Origin of the sequence: Bacillus silvicola, from assembly GCF_050524305.1 — a bacterium.
GTDB lineage: Bacteria > Bacillota > Bacilli > Bacillales > Bacillaceae_G > Bacillus_A > Bacillus_A cereus_AT.
The window spans coordinates 1,269,172-1,284,421 of record NZ_JBNGVC010000013.1; the positions used below are offsets into that span (position 1 = coordinate 1,269,172).

The following is a 15,250-nucleotide window of genomic DNA, read 5'->3' on the forward strand; positions in this document are numbered from 1 at the left end:
GGGGTTGGGTTAAAGGACTGTATTATATTACCTTATTTTTAGCACTCTTCTATTAGATTGTCAAATAAAGAGTGTATTGTTATGTGTAAAATATTTCAAAAGATACTTCATTCTCCTTGACGCACGCTTCATTATTTTCCCATAATAAAACTAACTAATATAAAAAGGAATGAATCACAGATGCTAAATTTAGTACTTATGATGATTGAACGTGTCGGACTTATTGTTATTTTAGGATTTTTACTTTCTCATATTAAAACGTTTAGGCGTCTTCTTCATAAGCAAGACGGATATGTAGATAGGATTAAGCTTATTTGTATTTTTTCAGTGTTTACAATTGTAAGCAATTACACAGGGATTGAAATAGCGGGAAATACGATTATGAATGAAAATTGGCTACAAGGTGTTTCTTCATCAAGTACAATCGCGAATACACGTATTATGGGTGTTGGAATTAGTGGATTGCTTGGCGGCCCTATCGTTGGAATTGGAGTAGGATCAATTGCTGGTATTCACCGTTATATGCTTGGCGGGACGACAGCGCTAAGTTGTGCAATCTCGTCAATTTTAGCAGGAGTTATAACGGGTTATATTGGATACATTTTTAAAAAATATAATCGTACAATTACACCTAAATTTTCAGCGGTTTTAAGTGTTTTTATCGTTTCTTTAGAAATGGTTATGATTCTATTAATTGTAGAGGATGGAATTAGTATTGTGAAAACAATTGCGATACCGATGATCCTTGTGAATAGTTTCGGGAGCTTTATTTTACTTTCTATGATACAAGCCATTTTGCGTCAGGAAGAGAATGCAAAAGCTCTACAAACACATAAAGTATTACGAATTGCCGATAAGACATTACCATATTTTCGCCAAGGGTTAACAGAAGAGTCTTGTAAACATGTGGCACAAATTATTCACCGCTTTACGGGAACGGATGCGGTATCCTTAACAGATACAGAGAAAATCTTAGCTCACGTTGGATTAGCGTCAGATCATCATATTCCTTCACACAGTTTAATAACAGGTTTATCAAAATCCGTATTAAAAACAGGGAAGATAATGAAAGCGAAGTCTCGTGAGATTATTAATTGTCAACATGAGGGGTGTCCATTACAAGCGGCAGTTGTTATTCCATTAACTTCACATGGGAATACAATAGGAACATTAAAGCTTTATTTTAAAAACTCTAATCAATTAAGTCGTGTTGAAGAAGAGCTAGCGGAAGGGCTGGCGAAAATCTTCTCCACACAGCTTGAGTTAGGTGAAGCCGAGTTACAAAGTAAGCTATTGCAAGATGCCGAAATAAAAGCGCTGCAAGCACAAATCAATCCGCATTTTTTATTTAATGCAATTAATACAGTGTCAGCTTTATGCCGAACAGATGTAGAGAAAGCGAGAAAATTATTGCTACAGCTTAGCGTTTATTTTCGTTGTAATTTGCAAGGGGCACGTCAATTACTTATTCCATTAGAACAAGAGTTGAATCATGTGCATGCATATTTATCGTTAGAGCAAGCGAGATTTCCGAATAAGTATGAAGTGAAGATGTATATTGAAGAAGCACTAAAGGTAACTTTAGTGCCACCATTTGTGCTACAGCTATTAGTTGAAAATGCATTGCGCCATGCTTTTCCGAAAAAGCAGCCAGTGTGCCAGGTTGAGGTACATGTGTTTGAAAAGGAGGGGATGGTTCATTTTGAAGTGAGGGATAATGGACAAGGGATTGAGAGTGAACGTCTAGAGCAATTAGGAAAAATGGTAGTTCCATCAAAGAAAGGGACTGGAACAGCTTTATATAATATTAATGAGCGACTTATCGGGTTGTTTGGGAAAGAGACAATGCTTCAAATTGAAAGTGAATTAGAGCAAGGGACAAAGATCCTCTTTGTAATTCCGAAAAAAGTAGGGGAGGAAAAACGGAGTGTTAAAAGTATTAGTAGTTGATGATGAAATGTTAGCACGCGATGAATTGAAATATTTATTAGAGCAAACGAAAGAAGTAGAGATAGTAGGTGAGGCGGATTGTGTAGAGGATGCATTAGAAGAATTAATGAAAAACAAACCAGATATTGTTTTTCTAGATATTCAATTATCTGATGATAATGGATTTGAAATTGCAAATATATTAAAGAAGATGAAGAATCCACCTTCAATAGTGTTTGCTACTGCATACGATCAATATGCGCTGCAAGCGTTTGAGGTAGATGCGTTAGATTACATTTTAAAGCCATTTGATGAAGAACGTATCGTACAGACATTAAAGAAATATAAAAAACAAAAGCAAATAAAATTAGAAACAAAGCAAGATGTAAAGAGTGTAGATGTAACGACCGAGATGCATAAATTAGCATTACCAATTGAGGAATCAATTGTACTTATTAATATTGAAGATATTGTTTATGTAGGGCTTGTAGATGGGAAAGTAGCTGTAAAAACAATGAAAGAAACATATGTAACACATGATACACTTGTGATTTTGGAAAAGAAATTACCGCAAACCATTTTTATGCGTGTTCACCGTAGTTTCATTGCTAATATTAATCATATTACTGAGATACAGCCGTGGTTTAATTCGACTTATAACTTAATTATGAAAGAGGGATCTAAAGTCCCGGTTAGCCGTACATATGCAAAAGAACTTAAAAAGCTGCTTCGTATTTAAGGAGCAGCTTTTGTATTTCATCCTATAATTTTTGCAACTGGCCGTTTATATTTGACGCCCTATTATGTAAACGCTTACTTATCCATTTATATCCTATACAATAAAGGTACCAAATCAAAAGAGGTGGCCAAAATGAGCACAAAAAAAGTATATGGTTTTCTATCACAAATATTCGTTTTTTCAGCTATTATGTTGGTTTCTAATATTATCTCAACACATTTGCCAATTCCGATGCCTTCATCAGTAATCGGGTTAGTCGTATTATTTAGTCTATTATGTTTAAAGGTTATTAAATTGGAGCAAGTTGAATCACTCGGAACAGCTTTAACAGGTATCATCGGATTTCTTTTCGTCCCATCAGGTATTTCAGTTATTAATTCTCTTGGTGTAATGAGCCAATATTTCGTACAAATCTTAACTGTAATCGTTGTCGCAACAATTATTTTACTTGCTGTAACAGGTTTATTTGCACAATTGATTTTAGGTAAGGATGACAAGGAAACAAAAGATACAAAAGAATTGAAAGTTGTAAACAAAGGAAGCAAACACGGAAAAGTCGCATAACTATTTTAGACCATACATGGTTAGGAGGTAATGAACATGACAAGCACAATGACTCCATATTTCGGAATCGTCGTTTCATTAATTGCATACGGAATCGGAACGTTTTTATTCAAACACTCAAAGGGATTCTTCTTATTTACACCACTATTCGTAGCAATGGTATTAGGGATTGTATTTTTAAAGGTAGGTAACTTCACTTTTGAAGAATATAATACTGGCGGAAAAATGATTAGTTTCTTCTTAGAGCCAGCAACAATCGCTTTTGCAATTCCATTATATAAACAAGTTGATAAGTTAAAAAAATATTGGTGGCAAATTTTATCGGCTATCGTGGTTGGATCTATTTGTTCAGTGGTTGTCGTGTTCATTGTCGCAAAAGCAATTGGCTTAGATACAGCTGTAATGAACTCAATGTTACCGCAGGCAGCAACAACAGCAATTGCGTTACCAATCTCTGAAAGTATCGGTGGTATTCCAGCAATTACATCATTTGCAGTTATCTTTAACGCAGTTATCGTATACGCATTAGGAGCTTTATTCTTAAAAACGTTTAGAGTTAAACATCCGATTGCTAAAGGTTTAGCGCTTGGGACAGCTGGACATGCGTTAGGGGTTGCAGTAGGTATCGAAATGGGTGAAGTAGAAGCAGCTATGGCAAGTATCGCTGTGACAGTAGTTGGTGTCGTGACAGTGGTGGTTATCCCGATGTTCATGCCATTTATTGGATGATAAAACGTACTTAAAAAAATATAAAAGCAAGTTATTTGTAGGACGGATTTCTACTGATAGCTTGCTTTTTATGTTACAGTGGTGGTAAGACCTATTTTTAGGAGAGTAAAAATTTCCTTAAATCTTCATTAATACTGTGCATAATGCATTTTGAAATAGGCCATTGTATTGTAAAATAAGAAGTAACATAATATATTAGCACAATTAACGAGCGGTTAGGATTGAAGATAAATTGCTCGCAATGGCTTTAATATTAAAGGATAATTATAAGTAGAGAATAGAGAGAGATCTACTTGTTAACGTTTTACTTTATAGGACAGGAGAGAGTACTCGTCGATTATGCAAATAAAAAACCTGTTTCAAAGCAAAGGATTTCAGAGGTTAATCGTATTAGTATTACTTGCTCTCATATTGTATGGGATGCAAAGTATGTTAAATTTAATTTTAATTACGTTTATGCTGACGTATTTAATGGATCGATTCCAAAAGTTTATTTCTCGTAAATTAGATCATTTCATGCCAATTAATCGGAAAATTATTATAGCGCTTTTATATGTAATGTTAGTGGCGGGAATTGCCATTACGCTATTCAAATATTTGCCGGTATTAACAATACAAATTTCACAATTGATTTATCAATTTAATGTATTTTTAAGAAATCCACCTGATAGTGAATTAATTAAGTATGCGGTTAATGCTGTTAATCATATGGAGCTTTCTAAATATGTGGGGCAAGGCGTAGACATTTTGTATAAATCTATTACGAATGTTGGGAAATTTGGCCTTCAAGTTTTACTTTCTGTAATTTTAAGCTTATTTTTCTTACTTGAAAAAGCACGTATCGTTGCTTTTACTTCGAAATTTAAAGAAAGTCGACTTGCAATTTTCTATAACGAAATAGAGTATTTCGGAAAGAAATTTGCACGTTCATTCGGAAAAGTAATCGAAGCACAATTTTTGATCGCAATTGTTAACTGTGTTTTATCTGTTATCGCATTATGGATATTAGGATTCCCACAATTACTAGGTTTAGCGTTAATGATTTTCTTGCTTGGTTTAATTCCAGTCGCAGGTGTTATCATTTCGTTATTCCCACTTTGTATGATTGCTTACAACATCGGCGGTATTATGTATGTTGTTTATATTATAGTTATCGTAACAGTCATTCATGCGCTTGAAAGTTACGTATTAAATCCAAAGTTTATGTCGCAAAAAACGAATTTACCGATTTTCTATACATTTATGGTATTAATTTTCTCAGAGCACTTCTTAGGTGTATGGGGACTTATTATCGGTATTCCGATTTTCATTTTCTTATTAGATGTTTTAGATGTAACAAGTGATGAAAATGAGAAAGATATTTCTAAAAAATAAAGTAAAGAAAAAGCATCGATATTCGATGCTTTTTCTTTTATAACATCATGTTTCTTATGCCATACTGTAAGGAGAATATAGAATAGGGGTGAAATAATGGCTGTAAATGAAAAGATAGAATTGGCTACGTTTGCTGGAGGGTGTTTCTGGTGTATGGTTTCGCCATTTGAAGAGATGGAAGGGATTATACAGGTCGTTTCAGGTTATACAGGTGGTCATAAAGAAAATCCGACGTATAAAGAAGTGTGCGCGGAAACAACGGGACATTATGAAGCAGTACAGATTACATTTGATGCAAATAAGATGCCGTATGAGGAATTGTTAAATATATATTGGAAACAAATTGATCCGACCGATATTGGAGGCCAATTCCACGACCGCGGACAGTCTTATGAAACAGTGATTTTTTATCACGATGAAGAACAACATAAAAAGGCAGAGGCTTCAAAAGAAGAGCTTGCAAAGAGCGGGCGCTTTTCAAAACCAATTGCAACAAAAATATTGCTGGCTACTACGTTTTATCCAGCTGAAGAATATCATCAAGGGTATCATAAGAAAAATACATTCCGTTATGAGTTATACCGTAAAGGTTCAGGACGAGATGCTTTTATTAAACAACATTGGCCAAAAGATAATGCCCATTTAAAAGAAAAACTCAATGAGATGCAGTTTTATGTAACGCAGGAAAATGGAACTGAACCGCCCTTTCAAAATGAATATTGGAACCATCAAGAGGAAGGACTGTATGTAGATATCGTTTCAGGAGAACCATTATTTACTTCTTTAGATAAGTTTGATAGTGGATGCGGTTGGCCTAGTTTTACAAAGCCAGTTATGTCAGTAAGTGTGAAAGAAAAGATGGATGTTAGTCATAATATGACGCGTACGGAAGTGAGAAGCAAGGAAGGCGATTCACATCTAGGGCATGTATTCCCAGATGGTCCAGGACCAAATGGCCTTCGATATTGTATAAATTCAGCAGCTCTCCGATTTATCCCAAAAGAGGGGTTAGAGAAAGAAGGATACGGTGATTTCTTAATTTTGTTTGGAAATAAAAAATAACCTCGCAGTTAGCGAGGTTATTTTTTTAGTTTATTTTACTTTTTTCTTTTTAAATTTGCTTAGTGCTTCATAAACGATTGGAACAATAAGAAGTGTTAATAACGTTGAACTTGTTAATCCACCAATTACTGTTACTCCAAGCCCTTTAGAGATTAAGCCGCTGCCTTCAAATCCTAATGCAAGCGGGATAAGAGCTCCGATTGTTGCAATTGCAGTCATTAAAATAGGACGCAGGCGTGTTGTACCAGCTTCTAATAATGCTTCACGTGTTGATAGGCCGTCATTTTCTTTATGAATAACGCGGTCAATAAGCACGATTGCGTTCGTTACAACGATACCGATTAACATAAGCGCACCAATCATCGCAGATATACTTAATGTTTCGCCAGAGATTAATAAGGCAACGAGTGCACCAATGATTGTGAATGGTAGCGAGAATAAAATTGCGAATGGTGCAAGTGCACCGCCAAATGTAACGACAAGAACGAAGTATACAATGGCAATCGCAGCTAACATCGCTAAACCAAGTTGCTTGAATGATTCTTGAATATCTTTTGTAACGCCGCCCATAGAAACATCTACGCCAGAAGGAAGATCCATTTTATCTACTTCTTTTTGAACTGCTGCAGATGCTTTTGAAACGTCATCAGATGTTAATTTTGCACTTACTTCCGCATAAACGCGTCCATCGCGGTGTTTTACTGTATTCGAAGTTTCACCTTCTTTTACAGTCATCACATCTTTCACAGCCACTTCATTACCAAGTGGTGTTGTAATTTTGCGATTTGTTAAGTCATCGATTGTTTCATAATTTTGTTTGTCAGCTTCTACATATACATTGACATCTTTACCGTCTTTTTTAATTGTTGTCAGAACAGGGCGATCATGTTGATTAGAAAGTCCCATTCCAATTTGCGCAGCCGTTAGACCCATTTTACTTAGTTTTTCCTGATCTGCGACTAAAGTGTACTCTGCATATGTTTTTGCAATACTAGAGTCTACATCTTTTAAGTCTTTATTTTTCTTCATGATATTTTGAATATCTTTTACGACAGGCTTAATGTCTTCAGAGCTATCTCCGTAAACGTATAGTTTAATTTCGTTACTACCGCCACTTGCTCCAAAATCTTGATTTTTCCATTCGCCTTTTCCAGACATCTTTTGTAAATCTTTAACGACTTGTTCTTTCTCTTTTTCGAAGTTTTTCGTGTCGTTATCATATTGAACGAAGAACATAGCTTGATTTGATTGGCCAGGGCTCATTGGATTTTCTCCGCCTAATGAGAACTGAATTGTTTTCACTTCTTTTTTATCTTGGAAGTGCTTCTCAGCTTTTGTTGCAATTTTTTCAACGTCTTCTAACGTTTGACCTGGCTCAGGATTGTACGTTGCGATAATCATTTTTTCTTCTTCAGATGGTAAGAAACTTACACCGATAATTGGCACAAGTGCGAGACTACCAACTAATAGAAGGACAGCGATACTTGATGTAATGATTTTGTGATTTAAAGCCCATTCAAGTATACGTTTATAACCGTTTGCTAATTTACTTGGTTTTTCTTCGTGATGTACTTCTTTTTCCCTCATGCTCTCTTTCTTGAATAAGGAGTGAGCTAGCATTGGTACGATTGTAACTGCCACTAGTAACGATGCTAATAAGGCGAAGACGATAGTTAAGGCAAATGGTAAGAACATTTCACCGATCATACCTTTTACAAGTCCAAGTGGTAAGAATACAGCAATTGTTACAATGGTAGAAGACATAATCGGGATAAACATTTCCTTCGTAGCTTCACGAATTAAATCTTTCCCACGCAATTTTTCTTCTGATAACGACATGCGTCGGTAAATATTTTCAATAACAACAATTGAGTCATCGACAACACGGCCGATAGCGACTGTCATTGCTCCAAGTGTCATAATGTTAAGTGTAATATCCATTTGCTTTATAACTAAAACAGCAATTAATAAAGAAAGTGGTATAGAAACGACAGAAATTAACGTTGTTCGGATATTTCGTAGGAACAACATAATAATAACAATCGCAAAGATAGCCCCGAAAATTGCTTTGCTAAGCATTGTTTCAACGGATTTCTCAATCGGTGCACCTTGGTCGAATGTTGAGATGATCTCTAAGTCTTTATATTTTTTCTCAAGGTCCTTTACTTTATCTTTCACTGCATTTACAACATCAACTGTATTTGCATCAGCGGCCTTCACAATTTGAATTCCAATTGCTTCTTTTCCATTCGTTCGAGAAATAGATTCTGCTTTCCCAACTTCTTTAATGTCAGCAATTTCGTCTAATGTAACTGTTGGAATTCCATTCATAGCGGCTGGATTCATTTGCGGCGTTTGTGCACCAGCTCCAGCATTTTGACTACCTTGAGCGCTAGGTGATGAAGGTACAGCTGGGATTTTTAGCTCTTTTAATGCTTTAATTGTTGTAATATTTCCATCTACAACAACTGATTTTTCCGTGTCTTTAAATGTATATAAGCCAAGTGGTAAGGATACATCCGATCCTTTAATTACATTTTTTACAGTATCTTCACTTAAACCTAATTCTTTCATCTTATCTTGCTTGAAGACAAGTTGTACTTCATCTACTTGTTGACCTGAAATTTGAACAGATGCAACACCATCAAGTCCTTTTAATCCTGGAACAACATTTTTTTCTACATTTTCTGTTAACGTAGCTAAAGATTCATTTTTACTAGCTACGCTTAACGAAATAACAGGAAAAGCATTAAAGTTTACTCGAGAAACTTTCGGATCTTTTACGCCTTCAGGAAGTTTCACATTCGCGAGAGCTTCTTTAATTTCTGTTTCGGCCTTTTCCATATTTTTATCAAAATCATACTCTACTTGAATAGAAGATGCGTTTTGAAAAGATGATGAACTAACAATGTTTACACCGCTTAAATTTTGCAGTTGCTCTTCCATCGGTTTTGAAACTTTGTCAGCTACTTCTTCTGGTGTAGCACCAGGATAAACCGTCGTTACTGTTACAACAGGTGTTGTAATATCAGGAATTGTCTCCAGCTTCATATTGAGTCCAGAATAAATACCTGCAATAGTAACAATAATGGTTAGTAGCCAAACTGCGAACTTATTTTTTAACGAGAAATTGATGATTTTGTTCATGTTTGCGCTCCCTTTTCATTGTATTGACCAATCGGTCAGTCTAATACATAATATAACTGACCGATTGGTCAGTAGTCAATGAAAAGAGATGGTATAATAAAATCAAACTGTAAGTAGTCGGTTTCCTATTCTTTCTGATCATTGGCTTTTACTAACCGGATTTTAAAGATGGAAAGGCTTCTATATAAACCATTTACTCCATTAAATTTTAGATGAGAAGTTTTATTTTCAGCTAATGTGGAATAAAATCAAGTTTGAATTTACATAAGATGCGAGATTAAATTTAGGAGAGAAAATATGAAAGAAAAAGAGCGCTTAATTATAGAGATGGCTATGAAGTTATTTGCAACTAAAGGTGTAAATGCAACGTCAGTACAAGAAATCGTAACCGCATGTGGTATATCAAAAGGAGCTTTTTATTTATATTTCAAATCAAAAGATGAGTTATTATTGGCCACACTTCGATATTATTATGACAAGATCCAAAAGAAAATGCTGGATATTGAAAAAGAATCTTTATTACCACGTGAAAAATTTGAAAAACAATTATATTGTCAGTTTACTGATGTGCAAAGACATAAAGAATTTATTATTATGCATGCAAGAGAAAATGCAATTCCGTTTAATAAAGAAGTAGAAGAGTTTATGATGAGGATGAAATTAGAGTCTCATGCATTTTATCGGAATAGCTTACTGTCTATTTATGGTGACAAAGTCAGTCCATATTTATTAGATTTGGTAATTATGGTAGAAGGGATATGCCACGGTTATTTACAATTGATTATTTTAAATGAACCGGAAATTGATTTCTCTCATGTTGTTTCCTTTATTTTAAAAAGAGTAGACGATTTAGTAGAAGGGCTTCTAGACTCTTCGGAGGAGCCTGTTTTAAATGAAGAAAAGATTGGGGAGCTTTTTTGTAGCTCAGAGCTTATTAAAGAACAGGTGAAAGAGCACTTTTTAAATGAAATTATTATATTAAAACGAACATTAGCAGACCAACTGGAAAATGATGAGGTTTTAGTCACTTTAGATGTTTTAGAATCCGAAATGAGAGTTCAAAATCCGAGGATTCCAGTTATTCGAGGGATGTTAGCGAATTTGGAAGCGTATAATGATTTGAATGATTTTAGATTGAGGTTAGCTCGATATTACTATATAAATTGAGATTTTAATCAGTGGGATTTCATTCCCACTGATTAAAGTTGAAAATAATTTTTTATTTTACATTCTGAAATTTATACATGTCACCATAAACATTGGTGTCGTTGTAAATAAACAATACAATATCTGCATTTTGTTCTTCTAGTTGCTGTTTCACACTTTTTCCTTGTGTGTAACGAGGATCAATAAACGTTGTTTTAGCAAAATTACGTGCAAATAAAGGATATGTAGCATCAGCATACGAATCTTTTAAGATAACAAGGTGTAAATCGTTTTCTGCCTTTTCGTTAATGATGTTTATTTCAGGGAAATCCGTTTGATAAACACTAGCATATCCAGGGGCAGGAATATCCTTTTCTTTTCCGTAAAACTGAGCCATAGATTCCTTAGCGGTATCATCTTTAATAGCACCATAGTAAACCGTGTAGTTGTCCCAAGATTCACTGGAATTATAGTGGACATATGGAATTTGTACAGATGAAGTATCAATTAAGCGGTACAATTGATTATTCCAGCTACCAACAAACTTTCCTTTCGGTTTTCCCCAGTTAATCGTGTAGTCATCTTTCTTTATTGGTTGTCCTTTATATTTGTCTGAATGAGAATTAATAAAGTTCATCGTATCCTCATACGCATAAAAGGCACCTTCCATATTCCAATGGTGGTCTGTAGTTAAATACATTCGTTCTAATTCTTCGTTAGTAAACCTTTCTTTAAACATTGGTAATACATCAATAATAGGGAATTTCGTTTCTGTTAATTTCTCAGCAAGGTGATCCCTAAGAATTTGTTCGTAACCAAGATTTAGGTAAGAGGGAAGCTTATACTGTAACGCTGTCTGCTTACTAGGAACTAAAGAAAAATAGAATTCTGTTTGTGGGAAATCGTTTTTCAGGGTATTTAATTCCTGAACCCCAGCATCAACATCGTTTAAATGATTTTCCATATTAGGTCTATTAAAAATAAATTGATCGTTTGTAACATGAATGTTGTTTACGAATGTTCTATTCATAGACAGTTGGAATTTTATATAACTTTCAAGAAAGAAATCTCTAGGTCCAATATGGTCTGTAAAATGTGTTTCGATACCTTTAAATAATTCTCCAGTTTTTATAGTAGAAGCATTTACAGCAGGTTTAATTGCTAAGTTTCTATTCTCAAATTCAGAAAATGTCTTTTTATCTATAAGGATAACTTTTGCTGTCCAAATACCGACTCCAAAAATAACTGTAAGGAACCCCATTATTAAAGTGAGGTTTTGAAATTTTTTCATAGTGAACCTCCTTTAAAAACGGAAATAAATAAATGGATTATAAGTTGCATTTGTTAGGAATACTAAAACAATGACTAAAATACTTAAATAATATACTGGCGATAAAACGACAAATCTTTTTGTTGATAATATTTTTTGTAACCATGGGAATACGGGCGCTGCAGTAATAATAGCTAATAAGAAAATACCCCAATAATTCATTATATAGAAATAACTGTTAATATCTGTTAACGGACCGTTAAATCCGAACATGGATTTTAGAAATTCAAGGCAATAACTAAAATTATCTGCACGGAAGAATACCCATCCAATAATAACTAAAAACATAACGTAAATATGTTGGAGAGGACTCCATAATTTTTGAAGTAGATTTTCAAGTCCCGCTTTTTCAAGTGCAATTAGTATTCCATAATAAATACCCCAAATCATAAAGGTCCAACTGGCACCATGCCAAAAACCGGTTAATCCCCATACGATGAAGAGGTTACGATAAACTTTCCAAGTTGTAACCCGATTTCCTCCAAGTGGAATATAGACATAATCACGGAACCAAGAACCGAGTGAAATATGCCAACGGCGCCAAAATTCAGAAATGGATTTTGAAATATATGGATAATTAAAGTTTTCTAGAAAATCAAATCCAAACATCTTTCCTAACCCAATTGCCATGTCACTATATCCAGAAAAATCAAAGTAAATTTGTAGTGTATAGGCAATGGCCCCCATCCAAGCTAATGATACACTCATATCAGAAGGGTTCATTGCGAAAATCTCATCGGCTATAGCGCCTAATTGGTTAGCGATTAAAACTTTTTTACCTAAACCAATAATAAATCGGCGGACACCTTCAGAGAATTTTTCGGCATCAACAGTTCGTTGATGTAATTGGTGAGAAATTGTATTATAACGAACAATTGGTCCTGCTACTAATTGTGGAAATACAGTAAAGTATAAAGCTAAATCAAAGATATTTCGTTGAGCATCGACTTTTTTCTTATAAATGTCGATAATATAGCTCATTGCATGGAACGTGAAAAATGAAATACCAATTGGTAAAGGTATTTTTTCAAGAATAATATTGGTATGGAAGATAGAATTGATATTATCGACCAAAAAGTTTGCGTATTTAAAATATCCTAAAATAGCGGTGTTCATTACAATTGCAAACGTTAACAATATTTTTCTTTGACCATTTGTGAAGCGACTATTCCCTAACAAGATACCAAACCAATAGTTAACAAAGATAGAGAACAGCATTAGGAAAACATAAATGGGTTCGCCCCAAGCATAAAATACTAAACTAAAAAATAATAAAACCATATTTTTTAGTTCTTTGCGCACAGCATAATAAATTAAGAGCACGGCAGGTAAAAATAAACATAAAAAGACAAGATTACTAAATACCATTTTCAATTAATTCCTTTCCTATTTTATCTAAATAATACCAAAATTATCTTTGGAATGTAAGATTATAAAAAATAGGATAGTATTTACATTTTGAATTTTTTTATATTGTGAGAGATACAAAAAATCCTTTTTTATAAAAAAAGAGCAGTCCCTAAATATTTTTTAGGAACGGCTCTTTTTAACTGACATGAAATAATTTAGTTGTTTTTTTCTGCCCACTCTTCAACATTCCAAGTTTTTGTAATCCAGCCTTCATAAAATTCTGGTTCGTGACATACAAGAAGGATTGTCCCTTTATATGCTTTCAGAGCTTTTTGAAGTTCTTCCTTTGCTGTAACATCAAGATGGTTTGTTGGCTCATCGAATAGGATCCAGTTACTTTCTTCACCCATTAGCTTACATAAACGAACTTTTGCTTGTTCGCCACCACTTAATTGATTTAGCGGGCGAGAGATATGCTCATTTTTTAATCCGCATTTCGCTAACATTGCACGAATTTGATGTTGGTCCATGCTAGGGAATGTGTTCCAAACATCATCAATTGGTGTTATATTATCCGCTTTTACTTCTTGCTCAAAGTATGCAGGCTCTAAGAAGTCACCAAGACTTGTTTTACCGCTTAAAGGTTTAATTTTTCCTAAAATCGTTTTTAGTAATGTTGATTTACCGACACCATTACAACCAACGATGGCAATTTTTTCACCGCGTTCAATTGTCATTGTTAGTTTTGGTAATAATGGATGTGTATATCCGATTTCTACATCTTCGCCTTCAAAGACGAAACGACTACTTGCACGAGATTCCTTAAATGAGAATTCCGGCTTAATTGCTGTTTCAGGACGATCAATACGCTCCATGCGATCAAGTTGTTTTTGACGACTCTTTGCACGACCTGTCGTTGAATAACGAGCCTTGTTCTTCGCGATAAAGTCTTCTTGCTTTTTAATAAACTCTTTCTGTTTTTCATAAGCATTTATATGTTGATTTTTATTAATTTCTGCTAGTTCTAGGAATTTTTCATATGTCGCTGTATAACGCGTCATTTTTGTAAATTCTAGATGGAAAATAACATCAACACATTTATTCATAAATTCTGTATCATGGGAAATTAATAAGAATGCATGTGGGTATTCCTTTAAATAAGTTGTTAACCAATGAATATGTTCAACATCTAAATAGTTAGTAGGCTCATCTAATAGTAATACTTCTGGTTGTTCAAGTAATAATTTTGCTAGTAATACCTTTGTACGTTGTCCACCACTTAATGCAGCAACATCACGGTCTAAACCGATTGCATCAATTCCAAGACCACGTGCCGCTTCTTCAATTTTAATATCTAATAAATAGAAACCACCTGCTTCGAGGGCATCTTGTATTTCCGCCATCTCCTCAAGAAGTTCCTCTAATTCTTCTGGTGTTGCAGTTCCCATTTTTTCTGCAACTTCATTTAAAGCTTTTTCTTTTTCAAATAAAGGTAAAAATGCGTCAGCTAATACATCACGAATTGTGCGACCAGGTGTTAAAATTGTATGCTGGTCTAAGTAACTGTAATTTGTACCAGGTGTCCATTCTACACGGCCCTCATCATGGATAAGTTGACCAGTAATAATATTCATAAATGTTGATTTACCTACACCGTTTGCACCGACTAATCCAACGTGCTCCCCTGCGAGTAATCGCATAGATACATCTTTAAATAATGTACGATCACCAAATGTATGTCCTAGTTTGTCGACTGTTAATAAGCTCATAGTATCCTCCGTCCAACTTGAAATAGTACCTTGAATCATGATACTAAATTCTTTCGTATAATGCTATCATTTCAAAATGTATATTTTTTCAAGAATTATTTTACGTTCATT

Annotated in this window: 11 protein-coding genes; 7 read left to right on the forward strand and 4 right to left on the reverse strand. The window is 34.4% G+C overall.

Going from position 1 to position 15,250, the window contains the following annotated elements:
• The first annotated feature begins 180 nt into the window (after positions 1 to 180).
• The 6 genes from lytS to msrB all read left to right on the forward strand — a co-directional run bounded on the left by lytS (position 181) and on the right by msrB (position 6,397).
• A complete protein-coding gene (lytS, locus tag ACP6L7_RS28730) occupies positions 181 to 1,950 on the forward strand; it encodes a two-component system sensor histidine kinase LytS (RefSeq protein ID WP_097831381.1) in 1,770 nt (589 codons plus the stop codon).
• Positions 1,928 to 2,668, forward strand: a complete 741-nt coding sequence (locus ACP6L7_RS28735) for a LytR/AlgR family response regulator transcription factor (protein WP_097831382.1) — start codon at positions 1,928 to 1,930, stop codon at positions 2,666 to 2,668. Before lytS ends, ACP6L7_RS28735 begins: the two co-directional genes overlap by 23 nt.
• A 132-nt stretch (positions 2,669 to 2,800) precedes the next feature.
• Positions 2,801 to 3,232 carry an antiholin-like murein hydrolase modulator LrgA gene (lrgA, locus tag ACP6L7_RS28740; protein WP_002113185.1) on the forward strand — a complete coding sequence of 144 codons (432 nt, stop codon included), beginning with the start codon at positions 2,801 to 2,803 and terminating at the stop codon, positions 3,230 to 3,232.
• Between the two features lie 36 nt (positions 3,233 to 3,268).
• The gene (gene lrgB / locus ACP6L7_RS28745) at positions 3,269 to 3,961 is read left to right on the forward strand and encodes an antiholin-like protein LrgB (protein WP_002113184.1); all 693 of its coding nucleotides are present in this window, start codon (positions 3,269 to 3,271) and stop codon (positions 3,959 to 3,961) included.
• 339 nt (positions 3,962 to 4,300) lie between these two features.
• Positions 4,301 to 5,335 carry an AI-2E family transporter gene (locus ACP6L7_RS28750; protein ID WP_097831383.1) on the forward strand — a complete coding sequence of 345 codons (1,035 nt, stop codon included), beginning with the start codon at positions 4,301 to 4,303 and terminating at the stop codon, positions 5,333 to 5,335.
• A 96-nt stretch (positions 5,336 to 5,431) separates the two neighbouring features.
• On the forward strand, positions 5,432 to 6,397 hold the full coding sequence (gene msrB / locus ACP6L7_RS28755) for a peptide-methionine (R)-S-oxide reductase MsrB (RefSeq protein ID WP_097831384.1): 966 nt from the start codon (positions 5,432 to 5,434) through the stop codon (positions 6,395 to 6,397).
• Between the two features lie 30 nt (positions 6,398 to 6,427).
• Here msrB and ACP6L7_RS28760 read toward each other — a convergent pair whose 3' ends face one another.
• On the reverse strand, positions 6,428 to 9,544 hold the full coding sequence (locus tag ACP6L7_RS28760) for an efflux RND transporter permease subunit (RefSeq protein WP_097831385.1): 3,117 nt from the start codon (positions 9,542 to 9,544) through the stop codon (positions 6,428 to 6,430).
• A gap of 297 nt (positions 9,545 to 9,841) precedes the next feature.
• Between ACP6L7_RS28760 and ACP6L7_RS28765 the strand changes: the two genes are divergently transcribed.
• The gene (locus ACP6L7_RS28765) at positions 9,842 to 10,711 is read left to right on the forward strand and encodes a TetR/AcrR family transcriptional regulator (RefSeq protein WP_097831386.1); all 870 of its coding nucleotides are present in this window, start codon (positions 9,842 to 9,844) and stop codon (positions 10,709 to 10,711) included.
• A 52-nt stretch (positions 10,712 to 10,763) separates the two neighbouring features.
• Here the strand turns inward: ACP6L7_RS28765 and ACP6L7_RS28770 are convergent, their stop codons facing one another.
• From ACP6L7_RS28770 to ACP6L7_RS28780, 3 genes are all read right to left on the reverse strand, one after another.
• The gene (locus ACP6L7_RS28770) at positions 10,764 to 11,981 is read right to left on the reverse strand and encodes an alginate O-acetyltransferase AlgX-related protein (RefSeq protein WP_097831387.1); all 1,218 of its coding nucleotides are present in this window, start codon (positions 11,979 to 11,981) and stop codon (positions 10,764 to 10,766) included.
• A gap of 12 nt (positions 11,982 to 11,993) precedes the next feature.
• Positions 11,994 to 13,388 (reverse strand): MBOAT family O-acyltransferase, encoded by a 1,395-nt coding sequence (locus tag ACP6L7_RS28775; RefSeq protein ID WP_097831388.1) that lies wholly within the window; start codon positions 13,386 to 13,388, stop codon positions 11,994 to 11,996.
• Positions 13,389 to 13,585: 197 nt separating this feature from the next.
• The gene (locus ACP6L7_RS28780) at positions 13,586 to 15,178 is read right to left on the reverse strand and encodes an ABC-F family ATP-binding cassette domain-containing protein (RefSeq protein WP_128856139.1); all 1,593 of its coding nucleotides are present in this window, start codon (positions 15,176 to 15,178) and stop codon (positions 13,586 to 13,588) included.
• Positions 15,179 to 15,250: the final 72 nt, after the last annotated feature.

Excerpts from the sequence above, each read along its gene's own strand:
- ACP6L7_RS28760 (WP_097831385.1), bottom strand. The coding sequence starts at position 9,544 with ATGAACAAAATCATCAATTTCTCGTTAAAAAATAAGTTCGCAGTTTGG.
- lrgA (WP_002113185.1), top strand. The coding sequence starts at position 2,801 with ATGAGCACAAAAAAAGTATATGGTTTTCTATCACAAATATTCGTTTTT.
- ACP6L7_RS28750 (WP_097831383.1), top strand. The coding sequence starts at position 4,301 with ATGCAAATAAAAAACCTGTTTCAAAGCAAAGGATTTCAGAGGTTAATC.
- ACP6L7_RS28770 (WP_097831387.1), bottom strand. The coding sequence starts at position 11,981 with ATGAAAAAATTTCAAAACCTCACTTTAATAATGGGGTTCCTTACAGTT.
- msrB (WP_097831384.1), top strand. The coding sequence starts at position 5,432 with ATGGCTGTAAATGAAAAGATAGAATTGGCTACGTTTGCTGGAGGGTGT.
- lrgB (WP_002113184.1), top strand. The coding sequence starts at position 3,269 with ATGACAAGCACAATGACTCCATATTTCGGAATCGTCGTTTCATTAATT.
- lytS (WP_097831381.1), top strand. The coding sequence starts at position 181 with ATGCTAAATTTAGTACTTATGATGATTGAACGTGTCGGACTTATTGTT.
- ACP6L7_RS28775 (WP_097831388.1), bottom strand. The coding sequence starts at position 13,388 with ATGGTATTTAGTAATCTTGTCTTTTTATGTTTATTTTTACCTGCCGTG.
- ACP6L7_RS28765 (WP_097831386.1), top strand. The coding sequence starts at position 9,842 with ATGAAAGAAAAAGAGCGCTTAATTATAGAGATGGCTATGAAGTTATTT.
- ACP6L7_RS28780 (WP_128856139.1), bottom strand. The coding sequence starts at position 15,178 with ATGATTCAAGGTACTATTTCAAGTTGGACGGAGGATACTATGAGCTTA.